Annotated in this window: 17 protein-coding genes; all 17 read left to right on the top strand. The window is 60.6% G+C overall.

What is annotated here, in order from left to right:
* On the top strand, positions 1 to 242 hold a 242-nt coding region (locus tag UP10_RS45540), incomplete at its 5' end, for a hypothetical protein (RefSeq protein ID WP_044587925.1).
* 463 nt (positions 243 to 705) lie between these two features.
* The gene (locus tag UP10_RS34830; protein WP_050043952.1) at positions 706 to 2,406 is read left to right on the top strand and encodes a putative bifunctional diguanylate cyclase/phosphodiesterase; all 1,701 of its coding nucleotides are present in this window, start codon (positions 706 to 708) and stop codon (positions 2,404 to 2,406) included.
* Positions 2,407 to 2,427: 21 nt separating this feature from the next.
* Positions 2,428 to 3,570, top strand: coding sequence for a DUF2336 domain-containing protein (locus UP10_RS34825; protein WP_044591681.1), 1,143 nt, complete (start codon positions 2,428 to 2,430; stop codon positions 3,568 to 3,570).
* Positions 3,571 to 3,733: 163 nt separating this feature from the next.
* Positions 3,734 to 5,179 carry a sigma-54 dependent transcriptional regulator gene (locus UP10_RS34820; protein ID WP_050043951.1) on the top strand — a complete coding sequence of 482 codons (1,446 nt, stop codon included), beginning with the start codon at positions 3,734 to 3,736 and terminating at the stop codon, positions 5,177 to 5,179.
* A gap of 549 nt (positions 5,180 to 5,728) precedes the next feature.
* On the top strand, positions 5,729 to 6,691 hold the full coding sequence (locus UP10_RS34815) for an NADH-quinone oxidoreductase subunit B family protein (RefSeq protein WP_044591714.1): 963 nt from the start codon (positions 5,729 to 5,731) through the stop codon (positions 6,689 to 6,691).
* A gap of 59 nt (positions 6,692 to 6,750) precedes the next feature.
* Complete coding sequence (locus UP10_RS34810) at positions 6,751 to 8,349, top strand: nickel-dependent hydrogenase large subunit (protein ID WP_044591713.1); 1,599 nt, start codon at positions 6,751 to 6,753, stop codon at positions 8,347 to 8,349.
* A 133-nt stretch (positions 8,350 to 8,482) separates the two neighbouring features.
* Positions 8,483 to 8,752 carry a hypothetical protein gene (locus UP10_RS34805; RefSeq protein ID WP_245322092.1) on the top strand — a complete coding sequence of 90 codons (270 nt, stop codon included), beginning with the start codon at positions 8,483 to 8,485 and terminating at the stop codon, positions 8,750 to 8,752.
* A 38-nt stretch (positions 8,753 to 8,790) separates the two neighbouring features.
* Positions 8,791 to 9,099, top strand: coding sequence for a hypothetical protein (locus UP10_RS34800; protein ID WP_044591679.1), 309 nt, complete (start codon positions 8,791 to 8,793; stop codon positions 9,097 to 9,099).
* An 88-nt stretch (positions 9,100 to 9,187) separates the two neighbouring features.
* Positions 9,188 to 9,676 carry a hydrogenase maturation protease gene (locus UP10_RS34795; RefSeq protein ID WP_044591712.1) on the top strand — a complete coding sequence of 163 codons (489 nt, stop codon included), beginning with the start codon at positions 9,188 to 9,190 and terminating at the stop codon, positions 9,674 to 9,676.
* Complete coding sequence (locus tag UP10_RS34790; RefSeq protein ID WP_044591678.1) at positions 9,673 to 9,987, top strand: hypothetical protein; 315 nt, start codon at positions 9,673 to 9,675, stop codon at positions 9,985 to 9,987. Before UP10_RS34795 ends, UP10_RS34790 begins: the two co-directional genes overlap by 4 nt.
* A 102-nt stretch (positions 9,988 to 10,089) precedes the next feature.
* Complete coding sequence (locus UP10_RS34785) at positions 10,090 to 11,118, top strand: tetratricopeptide repeat protein (RefSeq protein WP_044591711.1); 1,029 nt, start codon at positions 10,090 to 10,092, stop codon at positions 11,116 to 11,118.
* Positions 11,115 to 11,312: a hypothetical protein gene (locus UP10_RS34780; protein WP_044591677.1), complete on the top strand. Its 198-nt coding sequence runs from the start codon at positions 11,115 to 11,117 to the stop codon at positions 11,310 to 11,312. The genes UP10_RS34785 and UP10_RS34780 overlap by 4 nt, the downstream gene beginning before the upstream one ends.
* Positions 11,313 to 11,333: 21 nt before the next feature.
* Entirely contained in the window at positions 11,334 to 11,549 is a 216-nt protein-coding gene (locus tag UP10_RS34775; protein ID WP_245322091.1) for a hypothetical protein, read from the top strand.
* Between the two features lie 30 nt (positions 11,550 to 11,579).
* Positions 11,580 to 12,449: a NifU family protein gene (locus tag UP10_RS34770; protein WP_044591675.1), complete on the top strand. Its 870-nt coding sequence runs from the start codon at positions 11,580 to 11,582 to the stop codon at positions 12,447 to 12,449.
* Between the two features lie 2 nt (positions 12,450 to 12,451).
* Positions 12,452 to 13,654, top strand: a complete 1,203-nt coding sequence (locus UP10_RS34765; protein ID WP_050043950.1) for an NHL repeat-containing protein — start codon at positions 12,452 to 12,454, stop codon at positions 13,652 to 13,654.
* Positions 13,651 to 16,122: a carbamoyltransferase HypF gene (gene hypF / locus UP10_RS34760; protein WP_156180552.1), complete on the top strand. Its 2,472-nt coding sequence runs from the start codon at positions 13,651 to 13,653 to the stop codon at positions 16,120 to 16,122. Before UP10_RS34765 ends, hypF begins: the two co-directional genes overlap by 4 nt.
* Positions 16,092 to 16,373 (top strand): HypC/HybG/HupF family hydrogenase formation chaperone, encoded by a 282-nt coding sequence (locus UP10_RS34755; RefSeq protein WP_044591674.1) that lies wholly within the window; start codon positions 16,092 to 16,094, stop codon positions 16,371 to 16,373. The genes hypF and UP10_RS34755 overlap by 31 nt, the downstream gene beginning before the upstream one ends.
* Positions 16,374 to 16,384: the final 11 nt, after the last annotated feature.

Genomic DNA, 16,384 nt, shown 5'->3' with positions numbered 1-16,384 from the left:
GTTCATCTTCCAATCAGTTTTTCGTTGCCGGCGTCCTATGCTTTTTCTCATCCGCTCGTGAAAGTCCGCGATCTTCCTCGGGCTACGGGGCTCTGGCCGTTGATTCCTCGCCCAATATCGAGCATGGCGTCGATCCCAGCGCCAAGGGTGAGATCACCGCGGGCTTTTTTGCCTTGCACTTGCGGCGCGCGTTCTACCGCCAGATCAGCCATCATGAAGAACTGCGGTCGGGCATGGCTTAGTGCTAAATGATGGCTGATCTAATGTGCTGCTGCGTACGAACGAATGCGGTTCACGTGACTACAGCCCAAAGAGAGCCCAAGAACGGGCATGAAAAAAATGGGAACTTCATCGAAGGACGGTGACAAAAAGCGCTGTAAAATCAATGGCAGCCAACAAGGGTCATCCGTTCGGGACGCAGGGGTCGCAGGTTCGAATCCTGCCACTCCGACCAAGAAATCATTAGGTTTTTTCGTCTGATTTTGATCCTCGGTCAAGTTGACCACCGTTTCGGCCACCGAAACATATCGGGTTTTTTGCCCGATGACCGTGGCTGCCCCCTGTAAATCGCGCTACGGAACCGAGCGATTCTGATCACCGTATAGTATGCGGGTCACGACAGATCTTCGCGCGTCGTTAACCATGCGCCGCTGTGCCAGCGTCGTTTAACTTGAAGTTGATGCTTCGTGACCATCGTTTACCGCGATGCGTGATCCCAACAACCATGCTGAAGGCTTTTTTCTGGCGCATGACGCGTTTGAGGGGCTGTTCAACAGTGCTCCATTGCCCATGTGGGTATATGACCGTGAACATCTCGGATTTCTCGCCGTAAATGACGCCGCGGTGCTCTTTTATGGGCACAGCCGCGAACAGTTTCTGTCAAAGACAATATTCGACATTCGACCAGCCGAAGATTGCACCGAACTTAGAGAAATCATTGATCTTGGCGGATACGAATTCGAGGATCGCAGCTGGCGCCATCGAAAGGCGAACGGGACGACCATCGATGCCAATGTTTACACGCAGGCCGTGACCTATGAGGGGCGCGCCGGTGCGCTGGTCACGATGATTGACGTCACCAAACGCCGACAGGCCGAGGCCCGCATCAGCCATATGGCGCATCACGATGCGATGACCGGCCTTGCGAACAGGTTTCTACTGCAACTCAGCATTAACGATGCCCTCGTGCGGGTGCGCTATGGCGGCCGCATCGCGCTGCTTTGCATCGACCTCGATCGCTTCAAGGAGGTCAACGATTCGCTAGGCCACGCGCTCGGCGACGAACTCTTGCGAATCGTATCCAAAAGGCTCCGCGGCTGCGTCCGTGAGGGCGACACGGTCGCACGTCTGGGGGGCGACGAATTTGCGATCGTCCAGTGCGGGATAGCCGGCCCGGATGATGCCGGTGCGCTGGCCGATCGCATTCTCGAGGCAATCTCCGAACCATTCGACATCAAAGGGCACACTGTCAAAATAGCCGCGAGCATAGGCATCGCTCTGGCGCCAGATCACGCGGCTGACGCCGAGACAATTTCGAAAGTGGCGGATGTCGCCCTTTATCAGGCGAAATCGGCTGGCCGCGACGGCTATTGTTTCTTCGACCAGGAAATGAGCGAGAATGCCAGGGCGCGCCGCGAACTTGAGCGAGAATTGCGCCACGCTATCCAGCATGGCGAACTGGAAGTTCATTACCAACCGATTGTTAACGCCCGGACCCGCAGGATTTGTGGCGCGGAGGCGCTGGCGCGCTGGCGGCATCCGGCCAAGGGCATGATTTTCCCCGACCGGTTCATTCCGCTGGCGGAGGAAACCGGGTTGATCACGCAAATCGGTGAGTGGGTGCTTCGGACTGCGTGTATCGACGCGGCGACCTGGCCTGACGGTGTCAAGGTATCGGTTAATCTGTCCGCCCGCCAATTCAGCAACGATAATCTGGCCAGTGTGGTGATGTGCGCGCTTGCCGAATCCGGATTGCCGCCCGAACGGCTGGAGCTCGAGGTCACCGAGACGGCACTCATTGAATCGGCAGCGGAATGCCTGCGCACGCTTAGCCAACTCAAGAATCTCGGCGTCACCGTTGCGCTCGATGATTTCGGGACCGGATACTCGTCTTTCAGTCAGTTGACCATGTTCCCGTTCGACAAGATCAAGATCGACAAGTCCTTCACCCAAAACATGATCGAACGGGCCGACTGTGCGGCAATCGTGCATGCAACTCTGGTCCTTGCGCAAGGTCTCGGCATGGAAACGACCGCCGAGGGCGTCGAAACGATCGAACAATCTCAACTGTTGCGGTTGGCCGGCGCGACCTCGCTGCAAGGCTACTTGTTCAAGCGCCCTTGTCCGGTCTCCGAGATCGATTTCGAGGAAGTCCACGGAAGCGACGGGATCGAAGATGCCGCATAGCTTCGAACGAGCCGCGATGCCATGAACCGATCGAACGCGCCAATTCACGGACGCGCCGACGACGGGCGGCAATCGCTGATCGATGAACTGGAAGCCGCGTTTGCCAATCGTGACATTGGTGCGCGCGCCGACGTTCTGCGGCGCGTCACCGATCTGTTCGTGAACAGATTAGAACGGTTCAGCGATGAGCAGCGGAGCTTGTTTGACGACGTCATGTGCCGATTGATATGCGAAATCGATCGGTCGGCACGGATTGCGTTCGGACAGCGGCTCGCCACGATCGCGAACGCGCCACCCATGGTCAGCCGCGTGCTCGCACTTGACGACTCCATCGACATCGCAGGACCGTTGCTATCACACTCGGAGCATCTCGATGGCGAAACCCTTGTCACGGGCGCTCGAACCAAAAGCCAGCAGCATTTGCTGGCGATTTCTCAGCGCAAGCAGTTGAACGAAGATGTTACCGACGTTCTGGTGGAACGCGGCAATCGGGAGGTCGTGGTCAGGGCCGCGTCGAATAGCGGAGCAAAATTTTCCGAGTTTGGCTATTCGATACTGGTCTCGCGATCGCAGGGCGATGATGAACTCGCGCTCACCGTCTGGTCGCGTCCGGAAATTCCGCGGGAACACTTACTCGCGTTGTTTACAATCGCCTCTGACTCGGTTCGGCTTGAATTCGAGGCCGCGGATCGCAAGAAAGCGACCTTGGTCCAGGACATGGTCAAGCGGGCGTCCCATCAAATCCAGACCAAAATCCGCGAGCGATCTCCCGGTTTTGCGGCCGCAGAGGCACAAGTCCGACTGCTGAGCCAGGCGTCGGCATTGACCGAGCAGCAGCTGCGCAGGTTTGCGGAATCTGGCAAATTCGATGAGACGGTGGTCGCGTTATCGCTGCTGAGCAATGTGCCCGTTGGGGCGGTCGAACGCATCGTGGTACATGATTGCGCAGATCAGGTGCTGATGCTGGCCAAGTCTATCAGCCTGTCCTGGAATACAACGAAGGCAATATTGCTGTTTCAGACAGCTATCAGGGGCTCCTCGGTCAAGGACGTAGACGAATGCCTCGACAGCTTCAACAAGTTGAAGCCGGAGACCGCACGTACTGCCATTCAGTTCTGCAGATTGCGCGAGCGCGCAGCGAGCAGTGCGGCACCGCTCAAATAGGCACTACGCATAACGAGGTGGGTTCGTGCATCATATACCTCGATGCCCGCACGCCGCGGTGTGCCCGGCCGGCGCGATGGACCGCGTGCCGCATCTGGTCGAGCCGCTTGATCGCAGGCCTGAAAATTGCTAAGTAAGTTAGCAAATTGAAAAAGAACATTGCATGGAAACGCTCGGAACGGTGCTTATCGTCGCGCGTGGCGGCCCTCAATGGACCGCAACCGCCGATGTATTGTCCGATGAGTACGATTACCGGGTGTTGACAGCACGTTCCGGCGAAGACGCGGCCAGCGCTCTATCCGATGCGCATGTCGATATCGTCCTGGCCGAGCACGGTGCTGATGGAGACGGGCTGGAATTTCTCGCAAACCTCCGCGTCACCCATCCGGACGTCATCCGTATTCTGGCGCTTGAGGCCAAAACGGTCCTGACCAAGCAGGCGATCTCACCGGCGGCGATCTATCAATTCGTCCGCAAACCGCTGGATGCCAAACAAATCGGTTTGGTCGTCGAGCGCGGGCTGGAATCCCGCGAATTGGCGCGGCGCCATCGCATGTTGTCGCGCGAATTCAAGTTCTCTGCTGACTCCATGCACATTCATGCACGGCACGGCATGCCGCTGCATGCCGAGAGCCAGCGGTTTGAAAAGCTCGTTTACGTCAGCGAAAAGCTTACCGAACTGTGCGATCTCGCGCGCAAGGCAGCGCGGACCGAATTGCCGATCCTGATCCAGGGTGAAACCGGTACCGGCAAGGAACTGCTCGCGCGCGCGATTCATTACAATTCGTCCCGCCACACCAGCCCATTGATGGTTCAGAACTGCGGCGGGATGTCCGATGAATTGCTGCAATCGGAATTGTTCGGGCACAAGCGCGGCGCTTACACCGGAGCTATTTCCGACCGTCTCGGCCTTTTTCGTGCAGGTGACGGCGGCACCGTGTTCCTCGATGAAATTTCGGAGGTGTCGTCGTCGTTTCAGGTGAGTCTGCTTCGGTTTCTGCAGGACGGCGAAATCAAGCCATTGGGATCGGACAAGACCGAAAACAGCAACGTTCGCATTATTGCGGCGTCGAACCGTCCGCTGCGGGCGCTGGTCGCAGCAGGAAAATTTCGTCAGGATCTTTATTTTCGTCTCAAGGGGTTTGAGCTGGAGGTGCCGCCACTTCGAGATCGGCCGGACGATGTGCCAGCGCTCGCGGAATTTTTTGCAGCAAAGCACAGCAATGCGATAAGCCGGAAAATTCTGGGCATTTCCGCCAGCGCGTTGGAAAGGTTTTCCGGATTCGATTTTCCAGGCAATGTGCGTGAACTCGAAAACGAGATCCGCCGGATGGTAGCCCTGGCCGAAGACGGCGAGTATCTGACGACCAAGAACATGTCACCGGCGATCCTGGCAGCGCCGCCCCGACCACGCTCCAGCCCCGTCAATGGTTTCGTCGCGCAGGGAGCGACTTTGAAAGACAAGGTCGAAAGTCTCGAGAAGCACATCCTCCATGAAGCGTTGACGCGCCTTCGATGGAACCAGAGCCGGGCAGCGAACGAATTGGGCCTTTCGCGCGTTGGTCTCGCCAACAAGATCAAGCGCTACGGCCTAGATGGACCCAATTGAGCCGCTACGATGCCAGATGACCGCGATCCAGATCAGGACGACTCAAAAGCTCAAGTCGTCCGGTTTCCGCAAGCCCGCGTTTCGCCTGCGGGAAGCAACGTGCCGTTTAAGGAGCTCGGGCTAAGCGCCTTGTCCAAAAAACTGGGTTTGCCAGAGCGTCAAGCGACCGGTCATTGGTGCAGCCGTTGTCGCGGGATCTGGTACGGCTATCTGCTTGAGGTGGCTTGCCCGGTGTGCGGTAATCGTCACGGTTAGAACAACACGGAATCGCGATCACGGCTTTACGCGCGATGATACGAGTACCCGTGTTTTGTGCATCGCGCGCGACGTGCCGCAGCGAATGGCGTGTTCTGGAAACCAACTTTACACAGCGAACATAGTTTGCAGTTAAATCAGTTGAAAATATATGTCAGTGCTCTTGCATCATTATTCGCAAGCCAATGCTTTCACGTCGACTTCACGTTGTCTCTCTATACGGCACGCAACTTGCTCCAAGCTTCCAGGCAAGACGCCGCTCGGGCGCCCCATTGAACAAGCTTGGAGGAAATGATGGCCAATCTGCTGTGGCTTCAAGGCGGCGCATGTTCGGGAAATACGATGTCGTTCCTCAATGCGGAGGAGCCGAGCGCCTGCGATCTCGTCACCGATTTTGGCGTCAACGTGCTTTGGCATCCATCGTTGGGCATGGAGCTTGGCGACAACCTCAAAAAATTGTTGAATTCGCTGACCTCGGGCGACATGGCACTGGATATCTTTGTGTTCGAAGGCACGGTCGTCAACGCGCCGAACGGAACCGGCGAATGGAATCGTTTTGCCGGCCGGCCCATGAAAGACTGGGTGGCAGACCTCGCGAAGGTCGCAGCCTATACGGTCGCCATCGGCGATTGCGCGACCTGGGGCGGTATTCCGGCAACCGCGCCGAATCCATCTGATAGCGAGGGCCTTCAGTTCCTCAAGCGCAAGCACGGCGGATTCCTCGGCGCCGACTACAAGTCGAAAGCAGGCCTGCCTGTCATCAACGTTCCCGGCTGTCCGGCGCATCCGGACTGGATCACGCAGATTGTTGTGGCGGTTGCGACCGGCCGGGGTGGCGATTTGTCACTTGATGAATTCCAGCGGCCGAAGACCTTCTTCACCAGCTTTACGCAGACCGGTTGCACCCGCAACATGCACTTCGCCTACAAGGTCTCGGCGACCGAATTCGGTCAGCGCAAGGGCTGCCTGTTCTACGACCTCGGATGTCGCGGTCCGATGACACACTCGCCGTGTAACCGCATCCTCTGGAACCGTCAGTCGTCGAAGACGCGCGCCGGAATGCCGTGCATGGGTTGCACCGAGCCTGAATTCCCGTTCTTCGATTTGATGCCGGGCACGGTCTTCAAGACGCAGACCGTGATGGGTGTGCCGAAGGACATGCCGACCGGCGTCGACAAGGCCGGTTACATCAAACTCACCGCAGCAGCGAAAGCGGCATCGCCGGCCTGGGCCGAGGAAGACATCTTCGTGGTCTGACGAGAGTTCGTTGGACGGATTGCGAAACCCTCACGCCCCGATCAAACAGGATGAACCACATGCCATCAGCTGTTCAAACTCTCGACATCTCACCCGTCGGCCGCGTCGAGGGTGATCTCGACGTCCGCGTCAACATCCAGGACGGTGTCGTGGTCGACGCCTGGACCCAGGCCGAGCTGTTCCGCGGCTTCGAGGTCATCCTGCGCGACAAGGACCCGCAGGCGGGTCTCGTGGTGACGCCACGCGCCTGCGGCATCTGCGGCGCCTCACATCTGACCTGCGCGGCCTGGGCGCTCGATACCGCGTGGCAAACCGAGGTGCCCCGCAATGCGATCCTGGCCCGCAATCTCGGCCAGATCGTCGAAAGTCTGCAGAGCCTGCCGCGCCACCATTACGGGCTCTTCATGATCGACTACACCAACAAGAACTATTCGAAGTCGAAATTCTACCAGGAGGCCGTCAAGCGCTGGGCACCGTTCACCGGCACCAATTACGAGATTGGCGTCACCATCTCCGGCAAGCCGGTCGAAATTTATGCGCTACTCGGCGGCCAGTGGCCGCATTCGAGCTACATGGTGCCGGGCGGCGTGATGTGCGCGCCGACGCTGACCGACGTCACGCGCGCATGGTCGATCCTGGAATATTTCCGTCGCGACTGGATGGAAAAGATCTGGCTCGGCTGCTCGCTGGAGCGTTATGAGGAGATCAAGTCCTACGACGACTTCAAGGTCTGGCTTGACGAGAAACCCGAGCATGCCAATTCGGATCTCGGTATGTTCTGGCGCATGAGCGAGGACTGCGGCATGGACAAGTTCGGCCATGGTCATGGCCGATTCATCTCCTGGGGATATCTGCCGCACGAGGACAAATACCAGAAGCCGACGATCGACGGCCGCAACGCGGCGCTGATCATGAAGAGCGGAGTCTATGACGGCAAGACCGACCAGTTCAAGCTGATGGACCAGAAGTACACCCGCGAAGACACCATGCACTCCTGGTATGATGAGCCCGGCGGCCTGCATCCGTTCGACCGTACGACGGTGCCGACCCAGAAGAACACCGTCGACATGGCGGGCAAGTATTCCTGGTCAACGGCCGTACGTCATGAGGAGAATGGCCGCCTCGAGGCTGGACCGCTGGCGCGGCAGATGGTCGCTGGCGGCAAGCACGGCGAGTCCTGGCAGCACTACGATCCGCTGGTGCTCGATATGTACAAGAAACTCGGCGGCGCCAGCGTCATGCTCCGTCACTTCGCGCGGATGCATGAAGGCGTGAAGCTGTATCGCCAGGCCGAACATGCTTTGCGGGAATTCAAGCTGAACGACCCCTGGTATATCAAGCCGACCGAACGGGATGGCCGCGGCTGGGGCGCCACCGAGGCAATCCGCGGCGCGCTCTGCCATTGGATCGAGGTCAAGGACGGCAAGATCAAGAACTACCAGATGATCGCGCCGACGACCTGGAATGTCGGACCGAGGTCGGCCGACGGCATCCGCGGCCCGATGGAGCAGGCCCTGATCGGTTCGCCGATCAAGGATGTGCATGATCCCGTCGAAGTTGGACACGTCTGCCGCTCCTACGACTCTTGTCTGGTTTGCACCGTTCACGCCCATGATGCAAAGACCGGAGAGGAGCTGGCTCGATTCAGAACGGCCTGATAGCTCCTGACGGCAGGATTCAAGACATCATGATCGATACGTGCGCATCGCCGTGATAGTGTCGGACAGAGATCGTGAAAGGCAGCCACTTATGGGGTCCGATAACGGAGCGGTACTCAAGGCGATTGCCGATATGCTTGGGAAAGGACTCGAAACGCAGGTCGAGCCCTTTCCGGAGACCGACAAGGAGTTTTCCGATATCCTGGTCCAGCTTCGACAGCTCGATCCGAAGGATCTGAAGGGCAAGCTGGTTATCGGCGGCTTTCTGAACCATCCGTATGGGCCGGACAAGCAGCGCTGCCTGGAATGCATGTACTATCTCGTGCATCGGAAGTGGTGCGATCTGCCCGAACTCGCCGTTCCGGTTGAGCCGGAGTGGTGGTGCCGCTTGTGGCGTATCTAGCTGCCTCGAAACGTCGATCGGGCTGCGAGGAGTGAGCTGTGGGTGACGAAGGCTTACGCGCCGAAATCAAATCCCTGCTCGAGGGCGGCCTCAAGACCGAGGTCTTCCCGCGCGCCGATACGCATGACGAGGTTCAGACGATTATCGGCCGCCTGAAATCGGCAGGCGGTGATCTCAAATCCAAGCTCGTGATCGGCGGCTTCACGCTCAACACGATCACGCATGACGACATCGAACAGCCCTGCGAGACCTGTATGTATTACAAGGTCCATCAGCGCTTCTGCGAATTGCCCGAGCTCAATCTTCCGGTCGAACCCGAGTGGTCGTGCAGGCTTTGGCGGATCTGACCGGGCGGCCTACGGCTGTTCTGCCCGGTTGCGTCGTAAGGATCTGGATCGGCCGGACCAGCAATGCGTCGAAACCAGGGCAGCTTTCGTGATCGCTGTGATCGGATGTGGAAACCCCAATAGGCTCGATGACGGCGCCGGCATCGAGGTGTTGCAGCGGCTGCAGGTGCGCGGCATCGGTGGCGACGGGCAGCGCGTCCTTCTGCTTGCTGCTGGTACGGACGGGATGGCAACGATGTTTGCCGCGCGCGGCTGCCGGAGCCTGATCGTCGTCGATGCCTGTCGCTCTGGCTCCGATCCAGGGGCGGTCTTCGAGGTGCCGGGCGACGAACTGGAGCAGCGCTACCAGCCGTCGCTCAATCTCCACGATTTTCGCTGGGATCATGCCCTGTACGCCGGCAGGCAGATCTTTCGCGAGCAATTCCCCTCCGACGTCGTGGTCCTGCTGATCGAGGTGCAGACGACGGAGTTCGGGATCGGTCTCTCGGAACCAGTTTCGTCGGCTGTCGCGAAAGTCACCGATCGCGTCGAGGGATTGATCAGGTCGCGCCTGGCAACGCAGGTCGACATCGGATGACCGCCGCGTCGGCGGTCAGTTTGAAGCGCGGCGGACTTTATCTAAGCTGCGACGTCTACGAGCGCTATTTTGCCGGACTCGAGTCCGTCATCTTGCTGCGCCGCGATCAGGATCTCTGCATCCTGCCGGTCAGGCATGCGGCCGCCGGCGGCTATCTCCTCAAGCTGCGCAACAAGGCTGGAGACCGCGTCGTGCACGCACCGGATTTCTTTCGCGAACACGGCATCGATGAAGGCACAGCGCTAGAATTGTCGGTGGTCTGGTCGGCGGAGCAGGGTGCCTTGGTAGCGGCCGATGCCTTCGAACTGTAAACTAACTTTACAATTCGTATAATAGATAGACATCGGGAGACAGCCGGCGCTAGAGTGCTTCCAAAGCAGAACGTGTCCAAGACACGCGACGGGGAGGAGCCGGTGACCACGAGTATCATCGCTGACGAAATCCGCGCCGCGCTCTCAGCCGCCGATGATGTGGATGCCACACCGGCCGAGCGCGCCGAGATGCTGATGGAAATTGCGATGGGCCTGCAGCAGCAGCCGAGATCGCCCGATCAGTTGCATTCCGCAGTCACGCTGTACGACAAGGCGCTTACCGTTTGCCCGCAGGATATGCGCCTGTTGCGTGCCCGCATTCTGGCGCGCAAGGCGACCGCACTGCAGGCGATTCCCGAGCAGGGCACGGACGCGCTCGAGCAGGCCCGCGCGACGTTCGAAGAATCGATTCCGACCCTAATCGACTTCGGCAAGCCGGAAGAGCTCGCCGAGGCTGAAATGAATCTCGGCCTCGTGATTCAAAATCTTGCTGGCGCGGGCCGGGCGCGGATCACCGACGCGATTTCGGCCTATCAGCGCGCGTTGCGCGTGTTCACCAAAACCAAATACCCGCGTGAATTCGTCATTCTGCAGAATAATCTTGCGACCGCTTTCCTGTCGATGCCGATGACCGACGAACGCGGCAAGATGCGCGAAGCCCTTGCCGTGCAGGCCTTCGAAGAGGGGCTCAAGGTTGTCAGCCTGATCGATCATCCGACCGAATACGCGATGCTCCAGAACAACCTCGGCAACGCGCTGCAATACGTCTCATCGAGCCACACGCTGGAGAACAATTTGCGGGCGCTCGATGCCTATGACGAGGCGTTAAAGGTGCGCACGCACGAGACCACGCCGCTGGAATATGCCAACACGATTTCCAACAAGGCGAACTGCCTGTGGAATCTTCCAGATGATCCCGCAAATCCAGATGCCGGCAACCGCGCCAACCTGACTCAGGCGAATGCTTATTACCGCGAGGCGCGCGCCATTTTCATGGATCACGGCGACCTCGACAAGGCGCGCATCGTCGCCGAGGCCGTCGATCAGACCCAACGCGAGATCCTGATGTTGCCGGCCACCAACGGTCACGGTGCGCAGCAATCGCGTGCGACAGGAGCCTCAAAGCAATGACGCCTTTGACACTCGCCCTTGCCCTCATCGTGGGCGCGCTCGCTTCCGTCGCCGGCGGCGCTATCGGCGGCATCTTCGTCGGCGGCAAGGTTCTGGGGAATGAACTCGCCGCGATGCTGGGTGGGTTTTACGGCCCGCTTGCCGGTGTCGCGGGGATCGTGATCGGCCTCTTCGTGCTCGCAATCATCGGTTGAGGAACTTTCTCGATGTGGCAAATGGCGCAAAACTCGATGGCCTTGTTCTTCCGTGGCAGGCTGTTCGCGGATCCGCGCAAGGTCATCCAGCAATTGCTGATCGGGATTGTCGTCACCGTGATCCTGTTCGTCGGCCTCGCAAAGGCCGGCGCGCCGCTGTGGCTGGCGGCCCTGGTGGCGGCGCTGCTGGGCGGCGGCGTGCAACCCTATCTGTTCAAGGACCTGAAATACCTCTGAAGACATCGATAACGAGCCAGTGAGTTCATAATGAACGTCCACGACATGGCTTCAACGATGCGCACCGATCTCGCCGGATTCCTCGGCGATATCGAGCGTCTTGAGACCATCTTCGCGAGTTGGGATGAGAACCAGCAGGCCGCGGTCGGTGCCTACAGGCTTGCGATCGAGGAGTTGAACGGCGAGGCGCTGCGCCGGCTGGTTCGGGCCTTGAAGAGCGATCCGGCCGCGCTTGCTGCCATGAAGACTGCGCTCGCCGACGAAGTCGTCTACGCGGTGCTGCGGCGGCATGACATCGTCAAGCCAAGCCTGAACGAGCGGGTCGAGGCCGCGCTCGAGGGCGTGCGCCCGATGCTGGCCTCGCATGGCGGGGACGTCGAACTGGTCAAGGTGAGGCCGCCGCTGGTCGAGGTCCGCTTCATCGGCGCCTGCGACGGCTGCCCGGCCTCGGCGCTGACGTTTCATGCCGGGGTCAAGAAAGCGGTCCAGGACGCCTGTCCCGAAATCACCGACATCGTCCAGATTAAGGGACTGGGCGGCACGGAGGAAAGCGGTGTTCGCTTCATCAGCCCGTTCGCGCTCGGCGACAAGGGCAACTGGGTTGCCGCCGGACTGCTTTCGGAAATTCCCGACGGTGCGGTTCGCTCAACGATTATCGGGGGCGAGAAGGTGCTGCTGTCGCGCAACGGCGCGACCGTCACCTGCTTCCAGAATGCCTGCGCGCATCTCGGTTTCCCGATCCATGACGGCGACATCGAGAACGGCATCATCACCTGCCCGCATCATGGCTTCCGGTACGACCTTTCCAGCGGCGAATGCCTGACCGCGCCGGAAGTGCAGTTGCAGTCTCATGCGGTACGCGTGATCGGTCCGAGGGTCGAGGTGAGGATTTCGAAATAGTCATGCAGGTCTCGTTCGCGCCCAACCGCTTGCAGAGAGCCCAGACCCGGGCCGGCGACAACCATGTCGCCCGGCCGCTGCTGTCGCCGCGTGGTGCGCGCGTGGTGCTCGGCGGTGAGGCGCTGGCGAACGGCTTGGCACGATCGATCGTGCCGGCCGCGAACACCCTGTTCGGTCCGCGCGGCGCTTGCCTTGCGAGCGAACGGGGCCCGCTGTTCGTTTGCGACACCGGGCATCACCGGCTGATGATCTGGCGCAGGCCGCCATCGGGTGATCAGGCCGACGCCGATATGTTGATCGGCCAACCGGACTTCTCGCGGGAGGGCCGTAACGCCAGGGGTGAGGTTGGCGCGGCCACGCTCAACATGCCCACCGGCGTCGCGGCCTACGACGGCATTCTGGCAGTGGCCGATGCCTGGAACCATCGCGTCCTGATCTGGCACGGTTATCCCGAAAGCTCGAACCAGCCGGCCGACGTCGTGTTGGGTCAAGCTGATTTCACCGGCGGCCTTGCCAATCGCGGAGCAAGCCAGCCCACGGCTGCGACCCTGAACTGGTGCTACGGTGTTGCCATCGCCGACGGCAAACTGATCGTCGCCGACACCGGCAATCGCCGCGTGTTGATTTGGGATGCGGTTCCGACGGTGAACGACACGCCCGCCGACGTGGTGCTCGGGCAGCGCGACTTTGTCACCCGCGACGACAATGCCGGCGAAGCCGGCGGTGCGCTGGGCATGCGCTGGCCGCACGGTATCGCGGTCACGGGCGGCATGCTGTACATTACTGACGCCGGCAACAACCGGGTGATGGCATGGCGGAATTTTCCGCGCACGAATGGCGCTGCCTGCGATTTCGTGATCGGCCAGGCCGACTTCATGGGGCTCGATCACAACCGCGCCTCCTATTACCCGACCTCGAGCGCGTTGAACATGCCGTATGGGCTGACCGTCCACGGTGGCATGCTTGTCGTCATTGACACCGCCAACTCGCGCCTGCTTGGCTTCGAGCTCGACGGCCTTGCGATGGATTCGTCGGCCATCGCGCTGGCCGGGCAGCCGCTGTTTTCGGACAAGGGTGACAACCGCTGGCGCTTTGCCGGCCGGGACAGCGTGTGCTGGCCCTACAGCGCAGCGGCGTGCGGCAATCAGCTTGTGGTCGCCGACGCCGGCAATAATCGGGTTCTCCTGTGGGAGGCTGCGTCTTGAACCGCCACAGCCCCATCGCGGCCGCAGACGCTCCGGTCGGAACCGAGATCAGGGTCCGTGGGCGCGTGCAGGGGGTGGGCTTCCGGCCGACGGTCTGGCGCTATGCACGTGACCTCGGTCTTTCCGGCGAGGTGCTCAACGATTCCAGCGGTGTGCTGATCCGCGTCAGCGGCAGCGAAACCGCGATCCTGGCGTTGATTGCACGGATCCAGCTCGAGCCGCCGCCGCTCGCCCGCATCGACGCGATCGAGACGCAGTCCTGTTTCGGTGATCTCCCAACCGAGTTCGCGATTGCCGACAGCCGCGGTGGCGGCGCTCATACGCAAGTCACGCCCGATGCGCCAATCTGCGCAGCTTGCGCTGCGGAGATCGCTGATCCGTTCGAGCGGCGCTATCGCTATCCCTTTGCGAACTGCACCCATTGTGGGCCACGCCTCAGCATTGTCGGCGGCATTCCCTATGATCGCGCCAACACCACGATGGCGCCGTTCGAGTTGTGTCCGGCGTGCCGCGCGGACTATGAAAATCCGGCCGACCGCCGTTTCCACGCAGAAGCCATTGCCTGTCACGTCTGCGGCCCGAAGGCGAAGCTGATCCGCTTCGACGGGCGCCCGTTCAGCTTCGATCAGTTTTCGATGATGGACGACGTCGACGGCGCCTGTGGATTGATGAAGAACGGCGAGATTGTCGCCATCAAGGGCATTGGCGGCTATCAACTGGCCTGTGACGCGACCAAGGCCGACGTCGTGGCGCGGCTGCGGCAATTGAAGCAACGCGAGGCCAAGCCGTTCGCACTGATGGCGCGCGATCTGGATGTCATCAAGCGCTATTGCAGCCTCAGTCCGGCTGAAGAGGCGTTGCTGACCGGGCCATCTGCGCCGATCGTCCTGCTGCATGCCGACGGCGCTGAGAAGCTGCCCGATTCCATCGCGCCCGGCCTGTCGATGCTCGGATTCATGCTGCCGACCACGCCAATGCATCTGTTGATGCTGCGGCGGATGAGCCGGCCGGTGGTGATGACCAGCGGTAACCTGTCGGACGAGCCGCAGGTGATTGCCGACGAGGAGGCCCGGGAACGACTCGGCGGTATTGCGACCTACGCATTGATCCACGACCGCGAGATCGCCAACCGGATGGACGACTCGGTCGTGCGCGTCGTGGCCGGGCGGGCGCACGTGATGCGGCGGGCAAGGGGGTATGCGCCCGAATCAATCTTGCTGCCCAGCGGATTCGAAGCCGCGCCCGAATTGCTGGCGATGGGCGGTGAACTAAAATCGACGTTCTGCCTGGTCAAGGACGGCGCTGCGATCGTGTCGCAGCATCAGGGCGATCTCGAAGATGCCCGCACGTTCGACGATTACCGCAAGAACCTCGCGCTGTACCAAAAGTTGTTCGACCACACACCGGTCGCCTTAGTCGCCGATCTGCATCCGGAATATCTGTCCTCGAAACTGGCGCGCGCGCGTGCCGGTGCCGATGGATTGCCTTTGCTGGAGGTGCAGCATCACCACGCCCATGTCGCGGCCTGCCTGGCGGAGAACGGCCATCCGCTCGACGGGCCGGCTGTGCTTGGCATTGTGATCGACGGGTTGGGATGGGGCGGCGACGACACGTTGTGGGGCGGCGAGTTCCTGCTTGCCAACTATGTCAGCTATCAGCGTCTCGGAACCTTCAAGCCGGTCGCGATGCCGGGCGGCGCACAGGCGGCGCGTGAGCCCTGGCGCAATCTCTATGCTCATCTGATGGCCGAGATGAAATGGCCGGAATTCGCAATAAACTTCGACGAGCTCGAATTGCACACCTATCTCGCGAACAAGCCGCGCGCCACGCTCGATGCCATGATCAAGAACGGCATCAACGCGCCGCCGGCCTCGTCATGCGGGCGGCTGTTCGACGCGGTCGCGGCCGCCCTGAATATCTGCCGAGAGCGGCAGGGGTATGAAGGCGAGGCCGCAGCGCGGCTCGAAGCCCTGGTCGACGACGACACGCTGCGCAACGAGGACGATGCACTCGGCTACCCCCTGAGCATTCCCAATCTACGTGGCTCCGGCTTGCCCTATATCGAGCCGCTGGCGATGTGGAGTGCCGTACTCGGCGACCTCATCCTGAAGACGCCGGCTCCCGTGATGGCGGCGCGGTTCCACAAGGGCCTGGCGAAATCCATTGTCGCCATGACCAGGAAGCTCGCCGGCGGGGAGGACGAGACTGGCCCGCGCCGGTTCACGACGGTCGCGCTGTCCGGCGGCTGCTTCCAGAACCGTATCCTTTTCGAGGACGTCAGCCGTCGTCTTGAAAGCCACGATTTCACCGTGCTCTCGCATGCGCAGGTGCCCGCGAATGATGGCGGACTGGCGTTCGGGCAGGCCGCGATCGGTGCCGCCCATCTCGTCAGTTCAAGCAACAGCCAGCCAAAGAGCCAGCCGGAAGGAAACGCGTCATGTGTCTCGGTATTCCCGGACGGATCGTAAAAATCGACGACGCGACAAAGAAGCTCGCGACCGTCGATGTCGGCGGCGTCAAACGGCAGATCAACATCGCCTGCATCGTCAATGGCGAACACTCGGTGGAGTCATGTGTCGGCGACTGGGTGTTGGTGCATGTCGGCTTCGCCATGAGCCGGATCAATGAGGAAGAGGCGGCGCTGACCCTGCAGATCCTGACCGAACTCGGCGAGGCGCAGGCCGAGATCGAGGCGATGCGGTTGTCGGCGGCCGAATGAAGGAGGCTCAA

The sequence above is a fragment of the Bradyrhizobium sp. LTSPM299 genome, from assembly GCF_000938235.1.
In the GTDB taxonomy this organism is placed as follows: Bacteria; Pseudomonadota; Alphaproteobacteria; order Rhizobiales; family Xanthobacteraceae; genus Bradyrhizobium.
This window is presented reverse-complemented; position numbering and strand designations above follow the sequence as displayed.